Origin of the sequence: Pseudomonas alliivorans (assembly GCF_017826695.1) — a bacterium.
In the GTDB taxonomy this organism is placed as follows: domain Bacteria; phylum Pseudomonadota; class Gammaproteobacteria; order Pseudomonadales; family Pseudomonadaceae; genus Aquipseudomonas; species Aquipseudomonas alliivorans.
The window spans coordinates 133,871-159,187 of sequence record NZ_JAFFZW010000009.1; the positions used below are offsets into that span (position 1 = coordinate 133,871).

A 25,317-nucleotide genomic window follows, 5' to 3' on the forward strand; every position below is an offset into this window, starting at 1 on the left:
AAGTAGCCCGATACGTCGGCCACTAATCCGTACATTCACCTGCCCGTTCAAGATCCCGGTCTCTCCAGAGCCTCCAGACGCTGTCCCACCCGGCCTCATGATTCACGCCCTCAACCACGACCAATCGATTACATACGCCACTGCGCAACCGCTCGCGATACGTTTGCGCCAGCGCCGTCGGAACGACCTTATCCAGCGTCCCTGAAAAATGCCGCTGAGGGATGCCGGCCAACCGACGCTGGTAATCCAGAGGATCAAGCGAGCCTGCAAGAGGTGTCAGATTGTGAGTGTGTGCCCACAACCGTGGGCTTAGGTTGCCTGCGAGCGTCTGGACTTGGGTCACGTCATCGCGCTGAGCAGCCAGCAACAGCGCCAGAGCGCCCCCACCGGAGTAGCCGACCAGTTCGAACGACTGATTGCCGTAACGCTGTTTCAGAAGGTCGAGTGCGTGACTGAGGCTGGTAACGACTTCCTGCGAGAAACGTCGATCTGTCCAGAGCGCTGTCTTGCAGTCAGGCGAGGTGACGAACTGGCAGGGTCGTGCGAGGTAGGCATTGGGTGTCGGGTCGTCGATTGCGAGGCGCGGCACCAGTAACTTTCGGGGGCTGGGGTCGAGGCTGGGTTGGGTCGCGGTGGCCCAGGCGTGACCGTCACCCTCGAGGTAAACGCGCAGACGCCTCGCAGGCTGGACACCCGTCGGTAGCAGCGCAGCCAGCGCAGCCAGCGCAAACGGCTGGCCGGGCAGGATTTGCAGTTGTCGACCGTGCTCATCAGCCAGCTGTTGCAGCGCCTGACGTGGCGATTGGCAGCCTGCGATGAGGGCGCTGACCAGCAGCGCCATCAACGTCTGAAGGCAAACGCCCCAGCGGTGAGGGCTGGGGCGCAGGTGGATCATCAGAAGTCGTAACGCACTTTTGCCGAGAACACGTCGGCATCGAAATCCGACTTGCCGATGTAGTCGTAATTCAAGCCTAAGGTGATCGCGCCCAGTTTGTAGTCCGCACCTATGCCAGCCTCGTAGCTGTCACGTACCGCCTTGGCACCGCTGGTCACGAACGGCGTACTGCCCAGCAGGAAGGTCGATGTGCTCTTGGCCTCGTCGGCGGCGAAATCGTGATACGCCATCAGCCTGGCTTGCGGCTCCAGCGTGCCCGCGCCGAGAACGAAGCTGCCCGCTACGCGCATGCCCGCGCCCAGTTCGATAGCCTCGTAGCGTTGATCTTCGACCTTCAACGCAGCCGACGAGTTTTTCTCGCGATAGCCGTCGATGTTCACCTGGCTGTAACGCGCGGCCAGTCGTGGCTCGATCAGTGTTTGCGGGGTGACATGGTAGGTGTAGCCGCCCACCAGATTCAGGCCCAGCAGGTCGCTGTCATAGTCCGATTTGGCACGAGTACCGGCGATGCTGCGCTTGCCCTGGTTGTCGTTGAGGCCATAGGTCAGGCTTGCATCGACGAAGTAGTTATCCAACTCGAAACCGCTGTACAGGGTGAACGCATGGCTATCGACTTCGGTCTTGTTGCCGCTTTTGCCATTCACGTCGGTATTGATGAAGCTGTACGCCAGACCCAAAGTCAGGTTTTCGTTCAGCTTGCCGTCTGCACCAACCGCAACACCGTGGCTATAAGCGTTATAGCCCGCCACACCATCGCGCTGGCCTTGAGTGGCGTCGCTGTAGAGAGACTGGACCCATACGCCCGCTTCCTTGAAGCCCTCACCCGAAGACGCACCGCGTATCGAGCTGGTACGGCTACCGGTGACGCCGCTGATCAGGCTCTGACTGGTGGTCGCGGCACGGGTTGCGCCGCCGTTGATTTCCGGTGTCAGTTGCGAAGCCAGCTTCGCAACTTGAGCTTCATCAGCGTTCAGCAGGGCTTGTTTGAACGGATCGCTATCGTTCATTTTGCCAATAATGCTGTCATCGACGAGCTTGACCAGTGTTTTCTGGCTGTTGGTCGAACCACCATTGTCTGTGACGATCTGGGCAACCTGTTCCCTGCCTTTGGCCGTCACCACAGCCACCACTTGAGTGCCGCTGACGGTGTAGCTGTCAACGTTGAGCAGCGCCGATGTGCTGACGACATCGAGCTTGCCGTTCGGATCGACCTTCATGCCATCGTTGGCAAGCAGATCAATTCGGCCTGCTTCGAGCAGTTTGTAGGTGGTGCCCTTGGCGTTGAAATCCTCCCCCTTGGCGGCCAGTCTGATCTGGGCACCTGGCTCGAACTGAGCGACGTCGGTGACTCTCAGCACGGCAGTATTCACGTTGGTGGCACTGCTGAGATTCAGGGCCAGCGCAGCGTTGCCCGCGACGTTAAGGCTGCCATTGATGCTGGTGTGCGGAGCTTCCAGAGTAAAGGTCGTCGCCGGGCTGCCCGTATCGCCTACGAGGATGAAACCATCCTTTTTCAGACGGATGTTGTAGCCGTCAGTGCTGGTATTGGTCGCAGTGAAGGACGTGTCACCTTCCAGTTCAATATTACTCAGGTCTATCAGGTTGCCGACGACGACGCTGCCCTTGCGCAGGATCAGTTCGACCGGACGGTTGCTTGCCGACGCATCGATGGCCTTATCGGCAGAAATGATCGAGCCGTTGTTGAAGATATTGAAGTCGCCTCGTTCGATAAACCACGGCTGGGCGTTCGGCAAGTTGAAGCGAGTATTACCGATGGCAATGGCGGTACCCTGCCCGCGTATAGCCCCGTCGTTGGTCAGGTGTGTCGTGTGGCCGGTGAAGCTGGCGCCGTCGATCCGCACACCTTCAGCGCTCTCGCCTGTAGCGACGATGGTGCTCTGGTTGCTGAAATAGCCGAGTTCTGCAAACGCACCCGAGTTGCTGGTGGTCAGGTCAATGCCGGTTGCGCCCTTGCCGGACACCTCGATCTGGCCACGGTTGAACAGGCTGCCGACGATCTTGCCGCCTTCTACGCTGACACCCTTTACCCCTTCGCCGCTGCTGGTGATCGCGGTGTTGAGGATCAGGTCCTTGTCGACTCTAGAGCCGTTGAGATCGACGATATTCTGTAAACCGCTCCCGCTGTAACTCCCGCTCATGTCGAGGTTGCCCGTGTGAGTCTGGCCCTGGCTTTTGAAGCCGGCATTGGTCAGTTGAACGGCTTCGGCGAATGCGGGCATCGCGTAGGCAGCCACCGAGAGGGCAAGCAGTGTTTTGCGGAGTACTGGGATCACAGATCATTCCTTTAACAGCGTAGTGGACAAGCTTCCGTGCGTGGTGGGACCTGACTGTAATAGCGGGTAGTAGTGGCGCGCAGAAGAGCGCGGCGAGGATACAGAAATGCCATCACAATGGCATCACTTATTTGACGTCATAAAAACGGCAACAGCCTGTACGCGAGACCGCGAGTAAATAAAATAAATTACGTCATCCGCGATTTGTGCAGCAATCTGCTGCACAACAGAACAGCACGCCCTTGCAGACAGGGATGTCTGGAATCGAACGCCTGACACCGTTTTCAACTCATACCTTCAGCATCAACGATGATTTCCTCACACCCTTCAATGAGGCCTCCTGCATGACTGACACTCCCTACACACCGCCCAAGGTCTGGCAGCACGAAGCTGCGTCAGGCGGCACCTTTGCCAGCATCAATCGTCCCACAGCCGGCCCTACGCACGACAAGGAACTGCCGGTGGGCAAGCATCCGTTGCAGCTGTATTCGCTGGCCACGCCGAACGGCGTCAAGGTCACCATCATGCTGGAAGAGCTGCTGGAGCTGGGCCACAGCGGCGCGGAATACGATGCATGGCTGATCAAGATATCCGAGGGTGATCAGTTCTCCAGCGGGTTTGTCGGGGTCAATCCGAATTCGAAGATCCCTGCGCTGCTGGATCGCAGTCACGACACGCCAGTGCGTGTGTTCGAGTCCGGGTCGATTCTGCTGTACCTCGCGGAGAAGTTTTCCAGCTTCCTGCCTGCCGATCCTGCCGGGCGGACCGAGACGCTTAACTGGCTGTTCTGGCAGATGGGTGCAGCGCCTTATCTGGGCGGCGGTTTCGGGCATTTCTACGCTTACGCACCTGAGAAGCTGGAGTACCCGATCAACCGTTTCGCGATGGAAGCCAAGCGTCAGCTGGACGTGCTGAACCGTCGCCTCGGAGAAAGCCGCTATCTGGCGGGCGACACTTACACCATCGCCGACATCGCCGTCTGGCCCTGGTATGGCGCGCTGGTGCAGAACAAGGTGTATTCAGCGGCTGAATTCCTGTCGGTGCACGAATACCCGAACCTGATTCGCTGGACCGAAGAAATCGCGGCACGGCCTGCCGTTATACGCGGCAAGAAGGTCAACCGCACCTGGGGCGAGGAATCGGAGCAGGTTCCGGAGCGTCATCAGGCATCCGATCTGTACAAATAGGGCGTCACGCGGCGCTGATGCGATGCTTGAAACGGCATCACATCAGTGCCGACACGATGGCCAACATCGCTTAACCTTATGCACTGTTGATCCGCCATCTCACACCCGGAGTTCCACATGCCGCACGACAAAGACCCTCGCGCCCACACCGCCCTGTCGCAACGCGGCCGCAGTGCCGGGAGCGGACCGGGGTTGTCGGTCAACCCGCCGGTCGTACGAATCAGCACGGTCCTGTTCGACAGCCTCGCCAGCCTGCGTGAGGCTGAAGTGCGGACGGCCGGCCCGGAACGCTCTCTGACCTACGGTGCCAATGGCAACCCGACGGCGTTCGCCTTGCAGGATCTGATCAGCGAACTTGAGGGCGCCCATGGCACCTGCCTGTATCCCACCGGGCTGGCGGCGGTGGCACAGATGTTTCAATCGTTTTTGCGTCCGGGCGATCATGTGCTGATAACCGAGTCGGTCTACGGACCGGTACGGCGCCTGGCAAAAACCATGCTGACGGCATTCGACATCGAATTCGATTATTACGCTGCAAATGGCAGCGACATCGAATCCCTGATCAAACCCAACACGCGCATGGTCTACGCCGAAGTGCCCGGTTCGCTGACCTTCGACATGTGTGACCTGCCTGCGCTCTCGCGACTGTGCAAAGCGAAAAAGCTGCTGCTGGCTGTGGATAACTCGTGGGGCTCGGGCGTGTTGTTCAAGCCGCTGGAACTGGGGGCGGACATTTCGCTGATGGCGCTGACCAAGTACGTCGCCGGGCACTCGGACGTGATGATGGGCAGTGTCAGCGTCACCGAAGCCCATTGGAAAACCCTCAAGACCATGAATACTGCGGTTGGCAACACGGTCAGCCCGGACGATGCGTATCTGGTGCTGCGCGGCGCTCGCAGTCTGGCGGCGCGTATGGCGATGCATGAGCGTCATGCCCTGCAGGTTGCACAATGGCTGCTGGAGCAACCGCAGGTGGCGCGTGTGCTGTATCCGGCGCTGGAGAATGACCCGGGCCATGCCATCTGGAAGCGGGATTTTCACGGCTGCAACGGTTTGCTCAGTTTTGAATTCAAGACAACTGACAGGCAGGTGCTCGACCGTTTCGTCGGTGCTCTGAAGCTGTTCGGGATCGGTTATTCGTGGGGCGGCTTCGAAAGCCTTGTCACGGAGATTGAACAGCATGGCCCTGATCGCGGAAACGGCCCGATGCTGCGCCTGCAGATCGGCCTGGAAAGTCCGGACGACCTGATCGCAGACCTGCGGTCCGGTTTCGCGGCAGCCTGACCCCCAGCGACTAGCCTGATGGTGCAACAGCGCTGTCATTCGGTCACCGAACAGATCACCGTCATTTGCCCCACGGGCGTCGCTCTGCTAGTGTCGCCCGGTTTAATCTCTACCGGAAATGCCCTCATGGCCCGCAAGAAAGCTGCACTGGATTTCGAACAGTCCCTCGCTGATCTGCAAACGCTGGTAGAGCGACTGGAGAATGGCGAGTTGTCACTGGAAGACTCCCTCACCGCCTTCGAACAGGGCGTGCGCCTGACGCGCGACTGTCAGAGCGCTCTGACCGCTGCCGAGCAGAAGGTTCAGGTGCTGCTGGAGCGCGACGGTGAACTGGCCGAAGAGCCTTTCGACGATGCGGAATTGCCTGAATGATTGCGAACTATCAAGCGCAAAGTCAGGCCCGCGTCAACGCGGCGCTTGAAGGTCTGTTTCAAGCCCCAACTCCTGAATTGACCCGCCTCTACGACGCCATGCGCTACAGCGTGATGAATGGCGGCAAACGCGTGCGCCCGTTGCTGGCCTATGCCGCCTGTGAGGCACTGGGTGGTGTTGCGGAAGATGCCAATGGCGCGGCCTGCGCGGTCGAACTGATCCACGCCTATTCGCTGGTCCACGATGACCTGCCCGCAATGGACGATGACGATCTGCGTCGCGGCCAGCCCACGACCCACAAGGCGTTTGACGAAGCCTGTGCGATTCTGGCGGGCGATGGTTTGCAAAGCCTGGCCTTTACCGCGCTGCTGGCACCGCACCTGACCTCGCGCGATGCAGAGACGCGTCTGCAGATGGCCAGCACCCTGGCGACGGCTGCCGGTCCGGCCGGCATGGTGGGTGGTCAGGCGATCGATCTGGGTTCTGTGGGTCTGAAGCTGGATCAGGCAGCACTGGAATACATGCATCGCCACAAGACCGGCGCACTGATCGAAGCCAGTGTCCGGCTTGGCGCACTGGCCAGTGGCCGTGCCGACCAGACTCAACTTGATGCGCTTCAGGTGTATGCCCGAGCCGTAGGTCTGGCTTTTCAAGTGCAGGACGACATTCTCGACGTGGAAAGTGACACCGCCACCCTCGGCAAACGCCAAGGTGCCGATATCGCCCGTGACAAGCCGACCTACCCGGCCCTGCTGGGGCTTGAAGCCGCCAAGGACTACGCCCTGGAGCTACGCGATCAGGCACTGACTGCACTAGACTTGTTCAGTAACGCAGCAGAACCTCTGCGCGAACTGGCCCGCTACATCGTTGAACGCCGTCACTGATCAGCATTACCGACCATCGAAATCGGGTGAATCAACAGGGCTTCATCCGGTCACAGTCATCAGGTCCGGTCAGCCGGACGCCGCTGATGCACTTCATGGGCAGCTTGCGATGCATAAGGTAAACTGCCGCCTCTTTTACTTATAACGATTCGCCTGATGCCCACGACGTTCAAAGAGATTCCCCGCGAGCGCCCGGTTACGCCGTTGCTCGACCGAGCCAATACACCGGATGGCCTGCGCCTTCTGGGTGAAGCCGAGCTGGAAACCCTGGCCGATGAGCTGCGCCTGGAACTGCTCTACGCCGTCGGCCAGACCGGAGGGCATTTTGGTGCCGGTCTCGGCGTCATTGAGCTGACCATCGCGCTGCATTACGTATTCGACACGCCGGATGACCGTCTGGTGTGGGATGTAGGCCATCAAGCCTACCCGCACAAGATTCTGACGGGGCGTCGCGCGCGCATGTCCACGCTACGCCAGAAAGACGGTGTAGCGGCATTCCCGCGTCGCAGCGAGAGTGAATACGACACGTTCGGCGTCGGTCATTCCAGCACCTCGATCAGCGCGGCCCTGGGCATGGCGATTGCCTCGCGCCTGCAGGGCAGCGACCGCAAATCCATTGCCGTGATCGGTGATGGCGCGCTAACGGCCGGCATGGCATTCGAGGCGTTGAACCACGCCCCGGAAGTGGCCGCGAACATGCTGGTCATCCTCAACGACAACGACATGTCGATTTCGCGCAACGTGGGCGGGCTGTCGAATTACCTAGCCAAGATTCTTTCCAGCCGTACGTACGCCAGCATGCGTGAAGGCAGCAAAAAGGTGCTTTCGCGCCTGCCCGGTGCCTGGGAAATCGCCCGTCGCACCGAGGAATACGCCAAGGGCATGCTGGTTCCCGGCACGCTGTTCGAAGAGCTGGGCTGGAACTACATCGGCCCTATCGACGGCCACGACCTGCCGACCCTGATCGCCACGCTGCGCAACATGCGTGACCTCAAGGGTCCGCAGTTCCTGCATGTGGTCACCAAAAAAGGCAAAGGTTTCGGTCCGGCCGAAGTTGACCCGATCGGCTACCACGCGATCACCAAGCTTGAACCGCTCAATGCGCCTGTCGCGATCCCGAAAAAGGCCAGCGGTCCAAAGTATTCCGGGGTGTTCGGGCAATGGCTGTGCGACATGGCTGAAGCCGATTCACGGCTGGTGGGTATTACTCCGGCCATGAAGGAAGGCTCGGACCTCGTCGATTTCAGCGAGCGTTACCCCGAGCGTTATTTCGACGTCGCGATTGCCGAGCAGCACGCCGTGACGCTGGCCGCAGGTATGGCCTGCGAAGGCAGCAAGCCTGTGGTTGCGATCTACTCCACATTCCTGCAACGCGGTTATGACCAGCTGGTGCACGACGTAGCGGTGCAGAACCTTGATGTGCTGTTCGCCATCGACCGTGCCGGTCTGGTGGGTGAAGACGGCCCGACGCATGCGGGTAGTTTCGATCTGTCTTACCTGCGTTGCATCCCCGGCATGGTAGTGATGACGCCGAGCGATGAGAACGAGCTGCGCAAGATGCTCAGCACCGGCTACCTGCACAATGGCCCCGCCGCTGTGCGCTACCCGCGTGGAACAGGTCCGAACGCCACGATTGAAAAGGATCTCGAGCCTGTCGAGATCGGCAAGGGCATCGTGCGTCGTCAGGGCCAGGGCGTCGCGATCCTGGTGTTCGGCGTGCAACTGGCTGAAGCCTTGATCGTGGCGCAGAAGCTGGATGCAACGGTCATCGACATGCGCTTCGTCAAACCCCTGGACGAGGCTCTGGTGCGCGAAGCGGCAGCCAATCACGAGTTGTTGGTCACACTCGAAGAAAACGCCATCATGGGCGGCGCGGGCGCGGCGGTCAGTGAGTTCCTGGCGCGGGAAAACATCCTCAAGTCCGTGCTGCACATTGGTTTGCCGGACGTCTACGTCGAACATGCCAAGCCTGCGCAGATGCTGGCCGAGTGCGGGCTGGACGCGCAAGGCATCGAAGCGGCGATCAACCGGCGGCTGACGCTGATTGGCTGATGGACGCGAAAACATTCAAAGCGCTCATTGAGCGCTTTTTTTGTGTTTAACCCCAGGAAGCTCCGCATTCACGGGGAAGCATGCCCACTCGAAGTGTGGGCACGATCTCCCCACGGCCATCAGCCCAACTGCCGCGGAATCCGGTACAGGTACAGCAGCACCACGCTCGAAAACGCCAGCAGACAGACAGGCAAGGGATGCAGACCGAAGAGCACAGCGATGGCGGCTGTCCAGGCGGGGAGCCCGGCGTAGAGGAAGGCCAGACGCCGAACGGCGGCAAGGTGCAGCCAGGCGGCAGGTTCCTGAGGGGTGTCGAGTGCAGTCTGGGTGGTGACCAAGGCCCGCTTGTAAGCCCCGAAAGGTTTGAGGCTGACGAACATCGAGCCGACACCTGCAATGAACAGAGGCATGGCCAAGACGGTCATCATCGGTTCGTTACTGCCGAAAAACAGGCAGACGACCAGCAACGGCGCAAGGGTGAGACCAAGCTGGCGCCACCATGCCATCGCCAGTCGCTGGCGAACCTGACTACGCGTCAAACGGGCCCAACCTCGCTTTGGTGCTCGTTGCCCATCATGTGGCCCAGCTTGCCGGCCTTGGTGGCCAGGTAAAGCTTGTTGTGAGGATTCTGGCCGGTGTGCAGCGGCACGCGCTCGGCGACCTTGATACCCATCTCGGTCAGGGCTTTGACCTTGCGCGGATTATTGGTCATCAGACGCAGCGACTCCACGCCCAGGTGCTGAAGCATCGGCAGGCAGATTGCGTAATCACGCTGATCAGCGGCAAAACCCAGACGCTCGTTGGCTTCAACGGTGTCGGCACCGCCGTCCTGCAATTCGTAGGCACGGATCTTGTTCATCAGGCCGATGCCACGCCCTTCCTGACGCAGGTACAACAGCACGCCACGGCCTTCGGTGGCAATGGCGCGCAAGGCCGCCTCAAGCTGGGAACCACAATCGCAACGCTGACTGAACAGGGCGTCGCCGGTCAGGCATTCGGAGTGAATACGACCCAGAACGGGGGCGCCATCTGCCACGTCACCCAGACTCAGGACAACGTGTTCACGCCCGGTTGCCGACTCGATGAAGCCGTGCATGGCAAATTCTGCAAAAGGTGTGGGCAGTTTGGAAGCGGCGACAAATACGACGGGCACCGTGTGCTCCTAATCAGTATGAAGACTGGAAATTCGCAAGATTTGCATTGTAACAGCAGGTTCCTGCAGACGCTTAGGCTGAATTCTCGGGCATTCAGATCGTAAAGTTCGATCAATAGACCCCAAAAGAATCCCGAACGAACCGTACATTCACGACCCGCTCCGAAAATGCTGGTAGCCGCGTATCGAGGGCGTGACGTCCTGTCCATCGCCATCGATCAGCGCGACGCCCTGCCCTGCCACGACTCGACCGATGACGTGCACCGGCCAGCCGGCATCAAGCAATGCCGCCAGGCAGCCCGGCGGCAAGGTGAACGCCAGCACGTAATCATCTCCGCCGCTTAGGGCCTTCTGCCGAGCGGCTTGCGTATCGAAAAGCGTGAGCAGTTCGGCGGACATTGGCAACGAGTCTCGCTCGATCAACAGTCCGACGTTCGATGCGCGGGCGATGTGTCCACAGTCGGCAAGCAGACCGTCGGAGATATCCAACGCGGACGTCGCCTTGCCACGCAACGCCTGACCGAGCGCCAGTTGCGGCTGAGGCGACCAATAGCGCGCCAGCAAAGGCTCTGCAACAGACGGCTCGGCGCTGCACTCATCCAAAACCAGCGGCAAGGCTCCGGCGGCGTCACCCAGCGCGCCACCGACACACAGCAGATCGCCTTCCTGCGCACCGCTGCGGGTCAGCGCAAGCCCCGCAGGCACACCGCCAAACACGGTCAACGTCAGGCTCAACGGTCCACGGGTCGTGTCGCCGCCGATCAGACTCAACGAACACTGCTGTGCCATCCGGCTCAACCCGAAAGCGAACGCTTCGAGCCAGTCGATATCGACGTCCGGCAAGGTCAGGGCCAGGGTGAAGCCGACGGGACGTGCGCCCATGGCCGCCAGATCACTGGCAGACACTGCCAGCGCACGCTGGCCGAGCAGAAAGGGGTCGCAGACTTCGGGGAAATGCACCCCGGCAACCAGAGTGTCGGTGGAGATCGCCATCTGCTCACCGGGCGGCAACGCCAGCAGGGCGCAGTCGTCACCAATGCCCAGCACCACTTCTTCGCTCGCCTGCGCACAAGGCGCAGCGGCGAAGTAATGACGGATCAGCTCGAACTCTCCCATGAAGGTCAGGCGCTGATCAGCGCTTGTGAGCCTTCACTTCGACTTCACGCAGGCGCGGCGCCAGCTTGTCCAGCACACCGTTGACGAACTTGTGGCCGTCAGTGGAGCCGTAGACTTTTGCCAGCTCGATGCCTTCGTTGATCACGACGCGGTAAGGTACGTCGATGCGCTTGAGCAGTTCGAAGGTGGACAGGCGCAGAACCGCCAGCTCGACCGGATCGAGTTCTTCGATGGTCAGGTCCAGGCAAGGTGACAGTGCGGTGTCGATCTCGGTCTTGTTGGTGGCCACGCCGTGCAGCAACTCACGGAAGTAGGCGCCGTCGACGTTGCTGAAATCGTTGTCGACACGGAACTGTGCCTCGATTTCATTCAGCGAATGACCTGCCATGTGCCATTGGTACAGGGCCTGGGTCGCCAGCTGACGCGCTTCGCGACGCTTGGCGCTCTTGCCTTTGGCGGCCTCGGGCGACTTGGCATCGCGCGGGTTGAACTGGTCGGTATCGTCGGAAATCACTTGGCCTCCAGCTGCGACAGCAGACTGACCATTTCGATAGCGGACAACGCAGCTTCAGCGCCCTTGTTGCCCGCCTTGGTGCCGGAACGCTCGATGGCCTGCTCGATCGAATCGACCGTCAGCACGCCGAAGGCAACCGGAACACCGAACTCCATGGAAACCTGAGACAGGCCTTTGACGCACTCACCGGCAACGTATTCGAAGTGCGGGGTGCCGCCACGAATGACCGCGCCCAGCGCGACAATGGCGGCGAACTCGCTGCGTTGCGCAACTTTCTGCACAACCAGTGGAATCTCGAAAGCACCCGGCGCACGGATGATGGTGATGTCGCTTTCGCTCACGCCATGGCGTACCAGCGCATCAACGGCACCGCTCACCAGGCTTTCCACGACGAAGCTGTTGAAACGGCCAACCACCAAGGCATAGCGGCCTTGGGGGGCGATGAAGGTACCTTCGATGGTCTTCAAGGTCATTCGGTGAGTCTCATATTAAAGAGCAAGCCCGCCTTGAGGCGGACTTTGGAGGATTTTAGGCCACGAATCACAACTGCCAGGCCGATGGACACGAAAAACAGGCTTTCGCGGGCATCGACCTGCCGGTATTTATTCGGAGGGCACGTATTCTACAACTTCCAGATCGAAACCGGATATCGCATTGAACTTCATTGGCGAACTCATCAGGCGCATTTTGCGCACGCCGAGGTCACGAAGGATCTGCGAACCCGCACCGACGGTGCTGTAAGTGGTCGGCGTCTTGATCGGTTGTTGCCCGGCCGTTTCGCGAATGTGGGCCAGAACCACGTCGCCATCCAGCGGATGGCCCAGCAGCAGAACCACACCACTGCCAGCCTTGGAGACCGCGCTCATGGCGGCTCTCAGGCTCCAGCGGCCTGGCTGCTTGACCATCAGCAGATCGCGCAGCGGGTCCATGTTGTGCACACGCACCAGGGTCGGTTCTTCAGCGCAGATCTTGCCCAGGGTGAGTGCCAGGTGGACGTCGCCTTCGACCGAATCGCGGTAGGTCACCAGGTTGAAATGCCCCAGTTCGCTGTCCATTGGCTGCTCGGCAATCCGCTGAACGGTACGTTCGTGGATCATCCGATAGTGGATCAGGTCGGCGATGGTGCCGATCTTGATGTCGTGCTCGAGTGCAAATGCCTCAAGTTCCGCACGACGCGACATGGTGCCGTCATCGTTCATCACTTCGCAGATCAGGCCGCTCGGTTCGAAACCGGCCATGCGTGCAAGGTCGCAGGCGGCTTCGGTATGACCGGCGCGGGCCAGGGTGCCGCCAGCCTGAGCCATCAGCGGGAAGATATGACCGGGGCTGACAATGTCATCGGCCTTGGCATCCTTCGCAGCAGCAGCCTGCACGGTGCGCGCCCGGTCTGCAGCCGAGATGCCGGTGGTCACACCTTCGGCGGCTTCGATGGAGACGGTGAACTTGGTGCCGAAACCGGAACCGTTGCGCGGCGCCATCAGCGGCAGCTTCAGGGTCTCGCAGCGCTCGCGGGTCATCGGCATGCAAATCAGGCCACGCGCGAAACGGGCCATGAAGTTGATGTGCTCGGGCTTTACGCATTCGGCGGCCATGATCAGGTCGCCTTCGTTCTCGCGGTCTTCGTCATCCATCAGGATGACCATCTTGCCCTGGCGAATGTCTTCTACCAGTTCTTCGATACTGTTGAGCGCCACGCGGCACCCCCTTCAATCAATTCAGGATTTGAGGTAGCCGTTCTCGGCCAGAAAACTTTCGGTGATGGTGCCGTGACCCGGCTCTGCGGCCTTGTCGCCCAGCAGCAGACGCTCCAGATAGCGCGCCAGAAGGTCGACTTCCAGATTGACCTTACGGCCTGGACGGTAGTCGGACATGATGGTCTCGCTCAGCGTATGCGGCACGATGGTCAGTTCGAACTCGGCACCGTTGACCGAGTTGACGGTCAGGCTGGTGCCATCGACCGTGATCGAACCCTTATGGGCGATGTACTTGGCCAGCTCACGCGGCGCACGCACACGAAACTGAATAGCGCGGGCGTTATCTTCACGCGAGACGATCTCGCCCACGCCGTCGACGTGACCGCTGACCAGATGGCCGCCCAGACGCGACGTCGGCGTCAGGGCCTTTTCCAGGTTCACGCGGCTGCCGGCCTTGAGGTCAACGAAGGCGGTAACGGTGAGGGTTTCACGACTGACGTCGGCCCAGAAACCGTCGCCGGGCAGTTCAACGGCTGTCAGGCACACGCCGTTGACGGCGATGCTGTCGCCCAGCTGGACGTCGCTCAGGTCGAGCTTGCCGGTTTCCACATAAACGCGGACATCGCCGCCTTTGGGGGTCAGTGCGCGGATGCTGCCGATGGAAGCGATGATGCCGGTAAACATGAGTCCTCCTGGAGAACAAGGGCTTCGCGTTTGGCGAAAGTCGGGAATTATACGCCGGGTACAGGAACAGGGAGAGCAATGACTCGCCAGTCATTGCCGACGGCGCGCATTTCTACAATGTTCAGTTCCAGTGCTTCGCTCATTTGCGCCAGCGGCAGGTCGAGCAGGGGGCGGGCCGATGAGCCGAGAAACTTGCCAGCGATGAAAATCTGGAATTCGTCGACCAGCCCAAGACGCGTGAACGCACCCGCCAGTCGCGGGCCGGCTTCGACCAGCACTTCGTTGACGCCGCGAGCCCCCAGCTCGGTGAGCAATTTGCGCAGGTCCACATGACCGGCGCTGTCAGCCATGGCAACAATTTCATGGCCTTCATCGTGATAACGGCCCCGGGCCGACGCGGCGGCACAGGTCGCGACCAGGGCGCTACCGGCCTGAAAGAATGGCGCGTCGAGCGGCACGCGCAGGCGGCCGTCGATCAACACCCGCAGTGGCGCACGAGCCGCAGCCAGCGCGCTCAATTCGGCATTCAACCCCAGTTCGTCCGGGCGTACGGTCAGGCGAGCCTTGTCGGCCAGCACAGTATCGGCACCGGTCAGCACCACACTCGATTGCGCCCGCAGACGCTGAACCGCCGAGCGCGCCTCGGGACCGGTAATCCACTGGCTTTCACCGCTGGCCATGGCCGTCCTGCCGTCCAGACTCATCGCCAGCTTGACTCGCACATAAGGCTGGCCGGTTTCCATGCGTTTGATAAAGCCCTTGTTCAAGGCTCGCGCTTCGGCTTCGAGCACGCCGCACTGAACAGCAATGCCTGCGGTCATCAATCGCAGCAGGCCACGACCGGCAACTTCCGGGTTGGGGTCCTGCATGGAAGCCACGACCCGCGTGATCCCGGCATTGACCAGCGCATCGGCGCAGGGCGGCGTACGCCCATGATGGCTGCACGGTTCGAGGGTAACGTAGGCGGTTGCGCCTCTGGCCTGTTCGCCAGCCTGACGCAGCGCGTGGACCTCGGCATGAGGCTCGCCAGCAAGGGCATGCCAGCCCTCGCCGACGATCTGCCCTTCCCGCACGATCACGCAACCGACCCGAGGGTTGGGGTGCGTGGAATACAGCCCCTTGCGCGCCAGTTCCAGCGCTCGGGCCATGTAATGAACGTCCAGAGCAGCCTGTTCAGTCAGCAATGCACTCATTCCTTGCCAGGCTCGCGGGCCAGGCGGTCAATTTCTTCACGGAATTCGTTGAGGTCCTGAAAGCGCCGGTAGACCGAGGCAAACCGGATGTAGGCCACTTCGTCGAGCTTCTGCAACTCGGCCATGACCAATTCGCCGACGACGAGGGATTTGACTTCGCGCTCCCCCGTGGCCCGCAGCTTGTGCTTGATGTGCGCCAGCGCCGCTTCGAGGCGTTCGACGCTGACGGGGCGTTTCTCGAGGGCACGCTGCATGCCGGCACGCAGCTTCTCTTCATCGAAGGGCTGACGGCTGCCGTCGGTCTTGATCAGACGCGGCAGGACCAGCTCGGCGGTCTCGAACGTGGTGAAGCGTTCGCCGCAGGCCAGACACTCGCGACGGCGGCGGACTTGTTCGCCTTCGGCGACTAGGCGGGAGTCGATGACTTTGGTGTCATTGGCACCGCAGAAGGGACAGTGCATGGTGGCAGGCAACAAAAGAATGAGGAGCGCCATGGTAGCGCATCCCGCTGGCAAGACAAGGCTTGGGGTTTACGGTATATAGACGCGCAATATCGTGATGTGAAATTGCCCGAGCTCGGTAATACTGCATCGGTATCCGGCGTCGTACAGCCTTTCGTTCTTTTTGTTGTGGAGCTCTTGATGACGCTACGCCCCCTTTTTCTGCTCGGACTGTTCGGCTTGTTGGCCGCCTGCAGCAGCAACGACGCACCCGAACCCGTCCCGGCCAAGCCTGTTGCGCCAGCGATCAAGCTTCCCACCGGCCCAGGTCCGCTGCAGCCTTATCAGCGCGAATTGAGCGGTCAATTGCTGGGCGTACCGGCTGGTGCCGAAGTCGAGCTGGCGATGCTGGTGGTCGATGAACGTAATCGCCCGCAAAAACTGCTGACCAGTACCAAGCTCCAAGGCAACGGTCAGTCACTGCCGTTCCAGTTGCGCTTCAACCCGGAAGCCTTTCCGGTGGAGGGTCGTGTCGAATTGCGCGGCCGCGCCAGCCAGTCGGGGCAGTTGATTCTGCACCTGCCCTCGATGCGTATTCAGCAGGCCACCACCCAGGCGCTGGGGCAGTTGCAGTTCGTCAAGGCACCATGACCGCCCCGCTACACCTTCAGCAGGCGCTGTACGAATTGCTCGGCGATGCCCGGCTGGTCGTGGCGGCGCTGCCGCAGACCACGCTGAAGCTGTGGCTGATCGACGCCGACAACATGGACCGCGCGTTCAGCCCGGAAGAGACTCGACGCATCCTGGAAGAGCCGCCGTACTGGAGCTTCTGCTGGGCGAGCGGTCTGGCGCTGGCGCGCTTTCTGGCTGAGCAACCGCACTGGGTAAAGGACAAGCGCGTACTGGACTTCGGTGCGGGCTCAGGCGTCGCGGGCATTGCCGCCGCCAAGGCAGGCGCACTGGAAGTGGTGGCCTGCGATCTTGACCCGCTGGCGATTGCTGCGTGCAGAGCCAACGCTGAGCTCAACGACGTGCAATTGAACTACTCGACGGATTTCTTCGCCGAGGCCGATCGCTTCGACCTGATCCTGGTCGCCGATGTGCTCTATGACCGCGCCAACCTGCCACTGCTTGATCACTTCCTGAGCCGGGGCCGTGAGGCACTGGTGGCCGATTCCAGGGTTCGGGACTTTCAGCATCCGGCTTACCAACGCCTTGGAATGCTGCACGCGCTGACCCTGCCCGATCTGGCCGAGCCGCACGAGTTTCGGGATGTGAGCCTGTATCACGCCGTGCGCTTATAACAGCCCTCTCGCCGAGACATCCCTTTCAGCATTCCCCGGCGGGCTTTATAGTTGGCGGCATTCAGATTCTCCGAGACGCGCCATGAGCCAGGACACTGCTTACATCTTCGATGCAACCACGGCGACTTTCGATCAGTTGGTGATCGACAAGTCATTCGACCAACCCGTGCTGGTGGATTTCTGGGCCGAGTGGTGTGCGCCGTGCAAGGTGCTGATGCCCCTTCTGCAACAGATTACCGAGAGCTATCAGGGCGAATTGCTGCTGGCCAAAGTGAACTGCGACATCGAACAGGACATCGTCGCCCGTTTCGGCATCCGCAGCCTGCCAACCGTGGTGCTGTTCAAGGATGGCCAGCCGGTGGACGGTTTTGCCGGTGCCCAGCCGGAATCGGAAATCCGCAAGATTCTCGAGCAGCATGTGGTCATGCCACCGCCGCCCGCTGCCGATCCGCTCAAGCAGGCCCAGGAACTGTTCGCAGAGAGCCGTTTTGCCGACGCCGAAGCCATGCTCAAGGTCGTGCTGGGGGAAGACAACACCAACGCGGCGGCGCTGATCTTGTATGCGCGCTGTCTGGCAGAGCGTGGCGAGCTGAGTGAAGCGCGTCAGGTGCTGGATGCCGTCAAGAGCGACGCCCACAAGGCTGAACTGGCGGGCGCCAGGGCGCAGCTGACTTTCCTTGCCGACGCCGCGACGCTGCCGGATGCGGCCGAGCTGAAAAGCCGTCTGGCGCAGAATCCGCAGGACGATGAAGCGTCCCATCAACTGGCCGTCCAGCAACTGTCCCGTCAGCAGTACGAGGCAGCGCTGGATGGACTGCTCAAGCTGTTCATCCGTAATCGCAACTACGCCGAAGGCCTGCCGCATAAGACCCTGCTGCAGGTGTTCGACCTGCTGGGCAACGACCATCCGCTGGTGACGATGTACCGTCGCAAGCTGTTCGCAGCGCTGTACTAAGCAAGACGTTGGCCGGCGCCGGTATCCGAAAGATGCCAGACGCCGGCCGGCATTGAATCATTTGGCAGCGACCCAACTGTACAGCGGCGCATCCGCCCCGCTCTCGACTTTCACGTTCGCGCAATGCCGCAAGCGCACCAGCAGGCGTTTGCCCGCTGCCGTGCTGCCCGCCACGCCTTCCAGTTGCGCCAGCAGGTCCGGCCCGCTCATTTGTCCGGCCTTTTGCAACAGGTCCTGCGCCACCTGCCAGCTCTTGTCGTCCTGATTGACCGGCCTGCTTTCGACAACGACTGCCGCCGCTTCAGGCGTCGAGGCCTTCAACTGCGCACCCAGTTGAGCCCAATCGCTTTCGTCCAGCTCCAGAGTCAAATCCACTGGCCACTGGCCCACGGTTCCACGAATACGCAACATGATATGCACCTGCTGACAGTCAGACGCACATGCTCCCACACGTGAGCGCGTATTCCCACGCTCAGTCGCACAGCCAGCGACTCATCAATAAATCATCGCCCATCATGAAGCTGCCAAACGCTCTGATGTCGTAAACGTTTTCCCAGTGCTCGACGATTTTCCCATCACGAAAGCGCCACAGGCCGCAGAACGGCATGGCAATTTTCCTGCGTTCGCAGGTGGCGCGCATGTACCCCATGACCGAACCGAAGTGATCGTCGGCGACGATCTCGTGAACGTCCATATACAGGGTCTGGCGGGTGTGCTCGATCAGGTCCAGCTCATGGTTCTGCACCGATCGCCTGCCGATGACCATGGACAGCCCGCCCCTGGCGCCTCGGTCTGCCTTATGCAACACAATATCGTGATCCGCGAACTCGGCGATGCGGGCCAGATCCTTGTAGACCGCACGCAGGGTTTCGACGTTGGGATGAAGCTTTTTCATGAGAGGTCTTCCTTGAGGCGGTGCAGGTCCCTGGGTGTATGGCTGCCACTGACGACGCATCCTGCATCCATTCAGTGGCTACCCATTCAGGGTAGGATCTGACGACCCTGTTCGTGAGAACGGTTCGGCATAATCCAGACCTGCGCTATTCCAGCCCTCGTTACTGGAAGCACCGTAGTTCAGGAAAAAACACCTCACCCCACACATGACTTGTTATAAGATCACATAACGATTTTTCCCGAAAACCGCTCACCGGAGTCTGTTATGCGTCGTTTGCTGCTCGCCCTGCCCTTCGCCCTGCTGCCACTCGCTGTCGCCCACGCCGCCGAAGAACACGATCACAGTGCAGAACACGGCAGCCTTGGCGCCCATGAGCACGGTGTCGGGCGCCTGGACGTGGTGCTGGAAGGCAAGACGCTGGAGTTCGAGTTCGACAGCCCGGCCATGAACATTGTCGGTTTCGAGCACGAGGCAACATCCGCTGAAGACAAGGCCAAAGTGGCCAAGGCTCGCGAGCTGCTGCTCAAGCCCAATGCGCTGTTCAGCATTGCCGATGCCGCCAACTGCTCGGCCACTTCGGTCAAACTCGAGAGCCCGCTGTTCGGCGACAAAGATACTGATCACGAAGAACACGCCAAAGACGGCGACGCAGATCATCATGAACACAGTGAAATTCATGGCACCTACAAATTTGTCTGCGATGCACCTGCCATCCTGAAAAAGCTGGACCTGTCGCAGATATTCAAAACATTCCCCGACACCAGGAAGCTTCAGGTACAACTGATCTCGCCAAGTGGCCAGTCGGGTGCAGAAGTGATTGCAGCGAACCCTACGCTGAAGTTCTGATCCTCTTTCGCGGCACAATGACCGGGCCTGGCCCGGTCTTTTGATTTTCAACCGAGCGTGAGTCAGACCATGACCCAAGCACTGATCGAGCTGTCCGACCTGAGTTTCAATTGGCCGGGTCAGCCGCAGCTTCTGGACATCCCCGAATTTCGCCTGGAAACCGGCGAAAGCCTTTTCCTCAAAGGTCCGAGCGGCAGCGGCAAGACGACGCTGCTGGGCCTGCTGGGCGGCGTGCAAAAACCCGTCAGCGGCAGCATTCGCCTGCTGGGGCAGGAGCTGTCGAGTCTGTCGGCAGCGGCACGTGACCGTTTCCGTGTCGATCACACCGGCTACATCTTTCAGCAGTTCAACCTGCTGCCGTTTCTGTCGGTGCGCGAGAACATCGAACTGCCCTGCCACTTTTCCAAAGTCCGCGCCGAGCGTGCGAAACAGCGGCACGGCAGTGTCGAAAAAGCGACCACCACCCTGCTCACTCACCTGGGTTTGAAAGACCCGGCCATGCTGACCCGACGTGCAGACTCGCTGTCCATCGGTCAACAGCAACGGGTCGCCGCTGCACGCGCCCTGATCGGCCAACCGGAACTGGTGATCGCCGACGAGCCAACCTCTGCGCTGGACGCCGACTCACGCGAAGCCTTCATTCGGCTGCTGTTCGCCGAATGCCGCGAAGCCGGCGCCAGCCTGTTGTTCGTCAGCCATGACCAGAGCCTGGCACCGCTGTTCGATCGCAACCTGTCGCTGAGCGACCTCAATCGCGCCGCCGTTGCCGTGGAGATTTGAGATGTATCTGTTTCGTCTGGCCATGGCCAGCCTGGCCAACCGCCGTTTTACCGCTTTCCTGACCGTTTTCGCCATCGCCCTGTCGGTCTGCCTGCTGCTGGCCGTCGAGCGGGTACGCACCGAGGCGCGTGCCAGTTTCGCCAGCACCATCAGCGGCACGGACCTGATCGTGGGCGCACGCTCCGGCTCGATCAACCTGCTGCTGTATTCGGTGTTTCGCATCGGCAATGCCACCAATAACATCCGCTGGGACAGCTTCGAGCATTTTGCCGAGAGCAAGCAGGTGAAATGGGCAATTCCGATTTCACTCGGCGACTCCCATCGCGGCTACCGGGTGATGGGCACCAACGCGTCGTACTTCGAGCACTATCAGTTTGGCCGTCAGCAGCATCTGGAACTGGCTGAAGGACGTGAATTCAAGACCGATCCCTTCGAGGTCGTGCTCGGTTCAGAGGTCGCCAAAGCGCTGCATTACAAACTGGGCGACAAGCTGGTGCTGGCTCACGGCGTAGCGGCGATCAGTCTGGTCAAGCATGACGACAAGCCCTTCACCGTGGTCGGCATCATCAAACCCACCGGCACGCCGGTAGACCGTACATTGCACATCAGCCTGGGCGGCATGGAGGCCATTCACATCGACTGGCACAATGGCGCGCCCGCTCGTGGCAATGAACGCATCTCTGCCGATCAGGCACGCAACATGGACCTAACGCCGACCGCCATTACAGCGTTCATGCTCGGCCTGAACAGCAAGATCTCGACCTTCAGCCTGCAGCGCGAGATCAATGAATACCGTGGCGAGCCCATGCTCGCGATTCTGCCGGGCGTGGCCTTGCAGGAGCTGTGGAGTCTGATGGGCACGGCTGAAAAAGCCCTGTTCGTGATTTCGCTGTTCGTAGTGCTGACGGGACTGATCGGCATGCTGACGGCAATTCTGACCAGTCTCAACGAACGCCGTCGCGAGATGGCGATTCTGCGGTCGGTCGGAGCCCGGCCCTGGCACATCGCAAGCCTCCTGATACTCGAGGCTTTCGCGCTGGCGCTGGCAGGCGTTGTCAGTGGCCTCGCACTGCTCTATATCGGGATCTTCGTGTCTCAGGATTACGTAATAAATACTTACGGTTTGTACCTCTCGCCTATGCCACCTGGCCAATATGAATGGAAACTGCTGGGTGGCATCCTCGCTTGCGCGCTGTTGATGGGAACCGTGCCAGCCTGGCGAGCCTACAGGCAGTCACTGGCAGATGGTCTGTCGATTCGTTTATGAGGACCTTCATAATGCGGCGCATGCTACTCACTCTGCTGCTCTCGGTTTCCACATCACTGTGGGCCGCCGAGCCGCGTGTACTGACCTGGGCCGAGATGATTCCGCCTGATGCACCTGTCGTGAAACCGGTGACCACACCGATGCACGACTTGTCGAAGATGTCCGATGCACTGGCCATGGAACAAGCACCCGCGGCCAGCCAGCTGGCGCCTCATGCGCCGGTGGTCAAGGCACTGGATGGCAAGCAGGTGCGTTTGCCGGGTTACATCGTTCCACTGGAGGTCAGTGAGGAAGGCAGAGTGATCGAGTTTTTGCTGGTGCCGTATTTCGGTGCCTGCATCCATGTGCCGCCGCCGCCGGCGAACCAGATCGTGCATGTCACGAGTGAGCTGGGTGTGAAGGTCGATGAGCTGTATCAGCCGTACTGGATCGAAGGACCGATGCAGGCCAAATCGTCTTCAAGCGAACTGGCAGAAGCGGGTTATCAGATGCAGGCAGACAAGATTTTTGTCTACGAATTGCCAGACACGTGAAGAGAACGGGGTTCCCAGCGATTTCATTGAGCTGAGTCAAAGTCGCCGCTCGACAGCGCTTTAACATTCCGCCCATAAATTTCGACTGATTCCTGGAGCCCCAATGAACACATACCTGCTTCGCGCCTCGCTCGTCGCGCTCGCCATCGCCGCTCCCACTGCCGCCAATGCATACGAGGCTGGCGACTTCATCGTTCGCGCTGGCGCGGCGCACGTACAACCCAACGAAGACAGCGGCGAGGTCAGACTCGACGGTTCCAAGGTTTCAGGCACCAAAGCCACGCTCGACGGCAATACACAGCTCGGCCTGACGTTTGCCTACATGCTGACCCCGCACATCGGTATCGAACTGCTGGCCGCCACACCGTTCAGCCACACCGTTGCGGTGAAGGGTCTGGGCCCTGGCCTTGACGGCAAGCTGGCCGACATCAAGCACCTGCCCCCAACCCTTTCGTTGCAGTACTACCCGATGGAGCCTTCCTCCAGATTCCAGCCTTACGCGGGCGTGGGCATCAACTACACCATGTTCTTCGACGAAGACCTGACGGGCGACCGCAAGAACCAGGGCTTCAGCAACCTCAAACTGCAGGACTCGGTCGGCCTGGCTGCGCAACTGGGCATGGACTACATGATCACCGACAACGTGCTGGTGAACGCCTCGGTCTGGTACGTCGACATCAACACCCAGGCAACGGTGGACGGACCGTCGGCACTGGCGGTCGGCAGAACCAAGGTGGATGTGGAAATCGACCCGTGGGTCTACATGGTCGGCGTGGGTTACAAGTTCTGATCCACCGCGCTTCAATCGTTTAAAACAGAAAGGCACCCGGATGGGTGCCTTTGCTTTTATGGGCGTTCGACAACAAACTCGCCAGGCACCTCGCGCACCACCATTCCGGGGCGCTTATCCACATCGTTTTCGTCCTGCATGCCGTACGTCCGCTGTAAAAGGGCGACGGATACCAGGAGTCGTTATGCCGACTGAGAAGATCAAAAGTCGCAACTACAAAAAAGACAGAATGATCCTACAGCTCGATACCGAGCGCGGACGCGGAGCGGCCTGGGCGGCATGCCAGCCCGGAGCCTTGGCACGATCCGGATCGTGTGATCAGCGTTCCATCAACAGCGCCAGCCCTGTATTCAAAGGCGTAGGTTCGTCGATGTTGAAGTGTTCGAGGAGCCGCTGATTGCTGGCCCGCGAATGCTTGATATCACCTGAGCGCGGTGCCTGATAACTGACCTGCGGTTGCTTGCCTGTCACCTGCGCCAGCGCGGCGAGCAATTCGTTGAGCGAGGTGGTCTGGTTCAGGCCGACATTGACGGCACCGTCGATGGCGCTTTTCAGATTTAGTCCCTGCAACAGCAGCTTGACCAGATCGCCAATGTAGAAGAAATCGCGGGTCTGCTCGCCGTCGCCGAACACCTTGATGGGCAAGCCCTTTTCGATGCGCTCGGCAAAGATGCTGATCACACCGGAGTACGGCGACGAAGGATCCTGACGCGGCCCGAAGATGTTGAAGAAGCGGAAGACCACCGGTTCAAGGCCGTGCTGGCGACGATAGAAGTCCAGGTAGAACTCGCTGGCCAGCTTGTCCGATGCATAGGGTGTCAGGGGGGCTTTGGTAGTGTCTTCGGTGATGGCCTGGCCTTCGCCGTTATTGCCATAGACCGCCGCGCTGGATGCAAAGACCACTCGTTTGATGCCTGCCTCGCGCATGGCTTCGCAGACATTCAGTGTGCCGATGAAATTGCTCTGGTGGGTACGCACCGGGTCGTCCACCGACGCCTGTACCGAGGCCACCGCCGCCAGATGCACAACCGACTGACAGCCCTGCGCCGCTCGCTTGACCAACGCAGCATCCGCGACATCGCCTACGATCAGCTCGACCTTTGGATTATCCAGCGGCAGGTTGCTGCGTTTGCCCGCCGACAGGTCATCGAGAATGCGCACGGCATACCCGCAAGCCAACAACGCGTCGGTCAGGTGCGAGCCAATGAAGCCCGCGCCGCCAGTGATCAGAACAGGAGCATCAGACATGTCGGTAGTACCGATCCAGCAGGCTCGGCAGACCGGCGCGCCAGGCGCGGGGCTTGATGCCGAAGGTATGGAGAATTTTCTTGCAGGCCAGCACGGCGTGCTGCGGCTCTTCGCCCGCATCGGGACGAGCGGCGTGGGCCTGCGCAGTGGGGGACTCGACGGCCAGGGGATGCAGCAGACGTGCTTCGGTGAGCACCGCCTGTCCCAACGCCAGCGGCGTAGTGGCCTCGTGGCCGGCGTAGTGGTAAGTGCCCCACAACGGCGCTTCGCAGTCGAGCTGCTTGAGCACTGAAATAAGCACGCGGGCTGCGTCGTCTACCGGCGTCGGATTACCACGACGGTCATCGGCCAGCAGCAACTCCTGGGGTTTCTCGGCACTCGACAGAAAACGGCCCAGCACGCCATCGATGCTGTCATCCAGCAGCCAGCCGAAACGAACCAGCACGTGTTGCGGACAGGTTGCACGTACGCTTTGCTCGATACGCCACAGCGCCTGACCGCGAAGGCCAAGCGGCACTGGCTCGTCCTTTTCACTGTAGGCAGTGGCACGCGAGCCATCGAACACTCGATAGCTTGAAGGCTGGACCAGCGTAATGTTGTGGTGCTGACACAATTCGGCCAGCCGCTCGACGGAGCGTTCCTGGCGGGTCAGACGCGCTTCACTTACCGTCTCCGCCTGAAACCAGTCGAAGTAGTAAGCAAGGTTGATCAAGGCATCGGGACGGGTGTCATCGAGCAGTTGCGTCAGGCTCGCTGCATCCCAACCGTCTTGCGGTGGACGCGGCGCGAGGAAGCCAATGTCTTCCTCGGCACCCAGACGAATCAACGCCTGCCCGAGGGCATTCCCGCCGCCCAACAGCATAAGGCGCATTCGCATAGAGTCAGCAGGCTCGGTATCAGAATCATCAAATAGATAAATGAAAAACGCCTGCAAACA

28 protein-coding genes are annotated in these 25,317 nt (G+C 60.5%); 13 read left to right on the plus strand and 15 right to left on the minus strand.

What is annotated here, in order from left to right:
• Positions 1-22: 22 nt before the first annotated feature.
• Both JTJ32_RS21265 and JTJ32_RS21270 read right to left on the minus strand, forming a co-directional pair.
• Positions 23-895 (minus strand): alpha/beta hydrolase, encoded by an 873-nt coding sequence (locus JTJ32_RS21265; RefSeq protein WP_236059388.1) that lies wholly within the window; start codon positions 893-895, stop codon positions 23-25.
• A complete protein-coding gene (locus JTJ32_RS21270; RefSeq protein ID WP_210043240.1) occupies positions 895-3,135 on the minus strand; it encodes an autotransporter family protein in 2,241 nt (746 codons plus the stop codon). The genes JTJ32_RS21265 and JTJ32_RS21270 overlap by 1 nt, the downstream gene beginning before the upstream one ends.
• A 398-nt stretch (positions 3,136-3,533) precedes the next feature.
• Between JTJ32_RS21270 and yghU the strand changes: the two genes are divergently transcribed.
• The 5 genes from yghU (at position 3,534) to dxs (ending at position 8,968) form a co-directional block, all read left to right on the plus strand.
• The gene (gene yghU, locus JTJ32_RS21275; RefSeq protein ID WP_210043207.1) at positions 3,534-4,376 is read left to right on the plus strand and encodes a glutathione-dependent disulfide-bond oxidoreductase; all 843 of its coding nucleotides are present in this window, start codon (positions 3,534-3,536) and stop codon (positions 4,374-4,376) included.
• Between the two features lie 117 nt (positions 4,377-4,493).
• Positions 4,494-5,660 (plus strand): cystathionine beta-lyase, encoded by a 1,167-nt coding sequence (gene metC, locus JTJ32_RS21280; protein WP_210043208.1) that lies wholly within the window; start codon positions 4,494-4,496, stop codon positions 5,658-5,660.
• A 126-nt stretch (positions 5,661-5,786) separates the two neighbouring features.
• Positions 5,787-6,032 carry an exodeoxyribonuclease VII small subunit gene (locus JTJ32_RS21285; RefSeq protein ID WP_004883751.1) on the plus strand — a complete coding sequence of 82 codons (246 nt, stop codon included), beginning with the start codon at positions 5,787-5,789 and terminating at the stop codon, positions 6,030-6,032.
• Positions 6,029-6,916, plus strand: coding sequence for a polyprenyl synthetase family protein (locus JTJ32_RS21290; RefSeq protein WP_210043209.1), 888 nt, complete (start codon positions 6,029-6,031; stop codon positions 6,914-6,916). The genes JTJ32_RS21285 and JTJ32_RS21290 overlap by 4 nt, the downstream gene beginning before the upstream one ends.
• A gap of 156 nt (positions 6,917-7,072) precedes the next feature.
• Positions 7,073-8,968, plus strand: a complete 1,896-nt coding sequence (gene dxs, locus JTJ32_RS21295) for a 1-deoxy-D-xylulose-5-phosphate synthase (protein WP_210043210.1) — start codon at positions 7,073-7,075, stop codon at positions 8,966-8,968.
• Positions 8,969-9,087: 119 nt separating this feature from the next.
• Here the strand turns inward: dxs and JTJ32_RS21300 are convergent, their stop codons facing one another.
• The 9 genes from JTJ32_RS21300 to nrdR form a co-directional block, all read right to left on the minus strand.
• Positions 9,088-9,507, minus strand: coding sequence for an MFS transporter (locus JTJ32_RS21300; RefSeq protein ID WP_099227123.1), 420 nt, complete (start codon positions 9,505-9,507; stop codon positions 9,088-9,090).
• Positions 9,504-10,121 (minus strand): GTP cyclohydrolase II, encoded by a 618-nt coding sequence (gene ribA / locus JTJ32_RS21305; RefSeq protein WP_099227124.1) that lies wholly within the window; start codon positions 10,119-10,121, stop codon positions 9,504-9,506. The genes JTJ32_RS21300 and ribA overlap by 4 nt, the downstream gene beginning before the upstream one ends.
• Before the next feature lie 150 nt (positions 10,122-10,271).
• Positions 10,272-11,237, minus strand: a complete 966-nt coding sequence (gene thiL, locus JTJ32_RS21310) for a thiamine-phosphate kinase (protein ID WP_210043211.1) — start codon at positions 11,235-11,237, stop codon at positions 10,272-10,274.
• 16 nt (positions 11,238-11,253) lie between these two features.
• A complete protein-coding gene (gene nusB, locus JTJ32_RS21315; RefSeq protein ID WP_099227126.1) occupies positions 11,254-11,751 on the minus strand; it encodes a transcription antitermination factor NusB in 498 nt (165 codons plus the stop codon).
• Positions 11,748-12,224: a 6,7-dimethyl-8-ribityllumazine synthase gene (ribH, locus tag JTJ32_RS21320; protein WP_002555427.1), complete on the minus strand. Its 477-nt coding sequence runs from the start codon at positions 12,222-12,224 to the stop codon at positions 11,748-11,750. Before ribH ends, nusB begins: the two co-directional genes overlap by 4 nt.
• 129 nt (positions 12,225-12,353) lie before the next feature.
• Positions 12,354-13,445, minus strand: coding sequence for a bifunctional 3,4-dihydroxy-2-butanone-4-phosphate synthase/GTP cyclohydrolase II (ribBA, locus tag JTJ32_RS21325; RefSeq protein WP_025995567.1), 1,092 nt, complete (start codon positions 13,443-13,445; stop codon positions 12,354-12,356).
• 21 nt (positions 13,446-13,466) lie between these two features.
• Positions 13,467-14,129: a riboflavin synthase gene (locus JTJ32_RS21330; RefSeq protein WP_025995568.1), complete on the minus strand. Its 663-nt coding sequence runs from the start codon at positions 14,127-14,129 to the stop codon at positions 13,467-13,469.
• 47 nt (positions 14,130-14,176) lie between these two features.
• Complete coding sequence (gene ribD / locus JTJ32_RS21335; RefSeq protein WP_099227127.1) at positions 14,177-15,322, minus strand: bifunctional diaminohydroxyphosphoribosylaminopyrimidine deaminase/5-amino-6-(5-phosphoribosylamino)uracil reductase RibD; 1,146 nt, start codon at positions 15,320-15,322, stop codon at positions 14,177-14,179.
• On the minus strand, positions 15,319-15,783 hold the full coding sequence (gene nrdR / locus JTJ32_RS21340; RefSeq protein WP_083182360.1) for a transcriptional regulator NrdR: 465 nt from the start codon (positions 15,781-15,783) through the stop codon (positions 15,319-15,321). Before nrdR ends, ribD begins: the two co-directional genes overlap by 4 nt.
• Positions 15,784-15,963: 180 nt before the next feature.
• On the opposite strand from nrdR, the gene JTJ32_RS21345 reads away from it, so the two are divergent.
• From JTJ32_RS21345 to trxA, 3 genes are all read left to right on the plus strand, one after another.
• Positions 15,964-16,413: a YbaY family lipoprotein gene (locus tag JTJ32_RS21345; RefSeq protein ID WP_099227128.1), complete on the plus strand. Its 450-nt coding sequence runs from the start codon at positions 15,964-15,966 to the stop codon at positions 16,411-16,413.
• Positions 16,410-17,066: a class I SAM-dependent methyltransferase gene (locus JTJ32_RS21350; RefSeq protein WP_210043212.1), complete on the plus strand. Its 657-nt coding sequence runs from the start codon at positions 16,410-16,412 to the stop codon at positions 17,064-17,066. The genes JTJ32_RS21345 and JTJ32_RS21350 overlap by 4 nt, the downstream gene beginning before the upstream one ends.
• An 82-nt stretch (positions 17,067-17,148) precedes the next feature.
• Complete coding sequence (gene trxA / locus JTJ32_RS21355; protein WP_210043213.1) at positions 17,149-18,021, plus strand: thioredoxin; 873 nt, start codon at positions 17,149-17,151, stop codon at positions 18,019-18,021.
• 57 nt (positions 18,022-18,078) lie between these two features.
• Here the strand turns inward: trxA and JTJ32_RS21360 are convergent, their stop codons facing one another.
• Together JTJ32_RS21360 and JTJ32_RS21365 are read right to left on the minus strand one after the other, a co-directional pair.
• Positions 18,079-18,432: a hypothetical protein gene (locus JTJ32_RS21360; RefSeq protein WP_210043215.1), complete on the minus strand. Its 354-nt coding sequence runs from the start codon at positions 18,430-18,432 to the stop codon at positions 18,079-18,081.
• A gap of 61 nt (positions 18,433-18,493) precedes the next feature.
• Positions 18,494-18,916 (minus strand): nuclear transport factor 2 family protein, encoded by a 423-nt coding sequence (locus JTJ32_RS21365; protein ID WP_184323550.1) that lies wholly within the window; start codon positions 18,914-18,916, stop codon positions 18,494-18,496.
• Positions 18,917-19,180: 264 nt separating this feature from the next.
• Here JTJ32_RS21365 and JTJ32_RS21370 point away from each other — a divergent pair, with 264 nt between their 5' ends.
• From JTJ32_RS21370 to JTJ32_RS21390, 5 genes are all read left to right on the plus strand, one after another.
• On the plus strand, positions 19,181-19,762 hold the full coding sequence (locus JTJ32_RS21370) for a DUF2796 domain-containing protein (protein WP_210043217.1): 582 nt from the start codon (positions 19,181-19,183) through the stop codon (positions 19,760-19,762).
• A 69-nt stretch (positions 19,763-19,831) separates the two neighbouring features.
• Positions 19,832-20,542 carry an ABC transporter ATP-binding protein gene (locus JTJ32_RS21375; protein WP_184323552.1) on the plus strand — a complete coding sequence of 237 codons (711 nt, stop codon included), beginning with the start codon at positions 19,832-19,834 and terminating at the stop codon, positions 20,540-20,542.
• 1 nt (position 20,543) lies between these two features.
• The gene (locus JTJ32_RS21380; RefSeq protein WP_184323553.1) at positions 20,544-21,809 is read left to right on the plus strand and encodes an ABC transporter permease; all 1,266 of its coding nucleotides are present in this window, start codon (positions 20,544-20,546) and stop codon (positions 21,807-21,809) included.
• A gap of 11 nt (positions 21,810-21,820) precedes the next feature.
• On the plus strand, positions 21,821-22,342 hold the full coding sequence (locus JTJ32_RS21385; RefSeq protein ID WP_004883732.1) for a DUF3299 domain-containing protein: 522 nt from the start codon (positions 21,821-21,823) through the stop codon (positions 22,340-22,342).
• A gap of 103 nt (positions 22,343-22,445) precedes the next feature.
• Positions 22,446-23,132 (plus strand): OmpW/AlkL family protein, encoded by a 687-nt coding sequence (locus JTJ32_RS21390; protein WP_099227136.1) that lies wholly within the window; start codon positions 22,446-22,448, stop codon positions 23,130-23,132.
• 318 nt (positions 23,133-23,450) lie between these two features.
• Here the strand turns inward: JTJ32_RS21390 and JTJ32_RS21395 are convergent, their stop codons facing one another.
• On the minus strand, positions 23,451-24,380 hold the full coding sequence (locus JTJ32_RS21395; protein WP_184323554.1) for an NAD-dependent epimerase/dehydratase family protein: 930 nt from the start codon (positions 24,378-24,380) through the stop codon (positions 23,451-23,453).
• Positions 24,373-25,257 carry a sugar nucleotide-binding protein gene (locus JTJ32_RS21400; RefSeq protein WP_099227138.1) on the minus strand — a complete coding sequence of 295 codons (885 nt, stop codon included), beginning with the start codon at positions 25,255-25,257 and terminating at the stop codon, positions 24,373-24,375. Before JTJ32_RS21400 ends, JTJ32_RS21395 begins: the two co-directional genes overlap by 8 nt.
• Between the last annotated feature and the right edge of the window lie 60 nt (positions 25,258-25,317).

Excerpts from the sequence above, each read along its gene's own strand:
- JTJ32_RS21265 (WP_236059388.1), bottom strand. The coding sequence starts at position 895 with ATGATCCACCTGCGCCCCAGCCCTCACCGCTGGGGCGTTTGCCTTCAG.
- JTJ32_RS21270 (WP_210043240.1), bottom strand. The coding sequence starts at position 3,135 with ATGCCCGCATTCGCCGAAGCCGTTCAACTGACCAATGCCGGCTTCAAA.
- yghU (WP_210043207.1), top strand. The coding sequence starts at position 3,534 with ATGACTGACACTCCCTACACACCGCCCAAGGTCTGGCAGCACGAAGCT.
- metC (WP_210043208.1), top strand. The coding sequence starts at position 4,494 with ATGCCGCACGACAAAGACCCTCGCGCCCACACCGCCCTGTCGCAACGC.
- JTJ32_RS21285 (WP_004883751.1), top strand. The coding sequence starts at position 5,787 with ATGGCCCGCAAGAAAGCTGCACTGGATTTCGAACAGTCCCTCGCTGAT.
- JTJ32_RS21290 (WP_210043209.1), top strand. The coding sequence starts at position 6,029 with ATGATTGCGAACTATCAAGCGCAAAGTCAGGCCCGCGTCAACGCGGCG.
- dxs (WP_210043210.1), top strand. The coding sequence starts at position 7,073 with ATGCCCACGACGTTCAAAGAGATTCCCCGCGAGCGCCCGGTTACGCCG.
- thiL (WP_210043211.1), bottom strand. The coding sequence starts at position 11,237 with ATGGGAGAGTTCGAGCTGATCCGTCATTACTTCGCCGCTGCGCCTTGT.
- ribH (WP_002555427.1), bottom strand. The coding sequence starts at position 12,224 with ATGACCTTGAAGACCATCGAAGGTACCTTCATCGCCCCCCAAGGCCGC.
- JTJ32_RS21330 (WP_025995568.1), bottom strand. The coding sequence starts at position 14,129 with ATGTTTACCGGCATCATCGCTTCCATCGGCAGCATCCGCGCACTGACC.
- ribD (WP_099227127.1), bottom strand. The coding sequence starts at position 15,322 with ATGAGTGCATTGCTGACTGAACAGGCTGCTCTGGACGTTCATTACATG.
- nrdR (WP_083182360.1), bottom strand. The coding sequence starts at position 15,783 with ATGCACTGTCCCTTCTGCGGTGCCAATGACACCAAAGTCATCGACTCC.
- JTJ32_RS21345 (WP_099227128.1), top strand. The coding sequence starts at position 15,964 with ATGACGCTACGCCCCCTTTTTCTGCTCGGACTGTTCGGCTTGTTGGCC.
- JTJ32_RS21350 (WP_210043212.1), top strand. The coding sequence starts at position 16,410 with ATGACCGCCCCGCTACACCTTCAGCAGGCGCTGTACGAATTGCTCGGC.
- trxA (WP_210043213.1), top strand. The coding sequence starts at position 17,149 with ATGAGCCAGGACACTGCTTACATCTTCGATGCAACCACGGCGACTTTC.
- JTJ32_RS21360 (WP_210043215.1), bottom strand. The coding sequence starts at position 18,432 with ATGTTGCGTATTCGTGGAACCGTGGGCCAGTGGCCAGTGGATTTGACT.
- JTJ32_RS21365 (WP_184323550.1), bottom strand. The coding sequence starts at position 18,916 with ATGAAAAAGCTTCATCCCAACGTCGAAACCCTGCGTGCGGTCTACAAG.
- JTJ32_RS21370 (WP_210043217.1), top strand. The coding sequence starts at position 19,181 with ATGCGTCGTTTGCTGCTCGCCCTGCCCTTCGCCCTGCTGCCACTCGCT.
- JTJ32_RS21375 (WP_184323552.1), top strand. The coding sequence starts at position 19,832 with ATGACCCAAGCACTGATCGAGCTGTCCGACCTGAGTTTCAATTGGCCG.
- JTJ32_RS21380 (WP_184323553.1), top strand. The coding sequence starts at position 20,544 with ATGTATCTGTTTCGTCTGGCCATGGCCAGCCTGGCCAACCGCCGTTTT.
- JTJ32_RS21385 (WP_004883732.1), top strand. The coding sequence starts at position 21,821 with ATGCGGCGCATGCTACTCACTCTGCTGCTCTCGGTTTCCACATCACTG.
- JTJ32_RS21390 (WP_099227136.1), top strand. The coding sequence starts at position 22,446 with ATGAACACATACCTGCTTCGCGCCTCGCTCGTCGCGCTCGCCATCGCC.
- JTJ32_RS21395 (WP_184323554.1), bottom strand. The coding sequence starts at position 24,380 with ATGTCTGATGCTCCTGTTCTGATCACTGGCGGCGCGGGCTTCATTGGC.
- JTJ32_RS21400 (WP_099227138.1), bottom strand. The coding sequence starts at position 25,257 with ATGCGAATGCGCCTTATGCTGTTGGGCGGCGGGAATGCCCTCGGGCAG.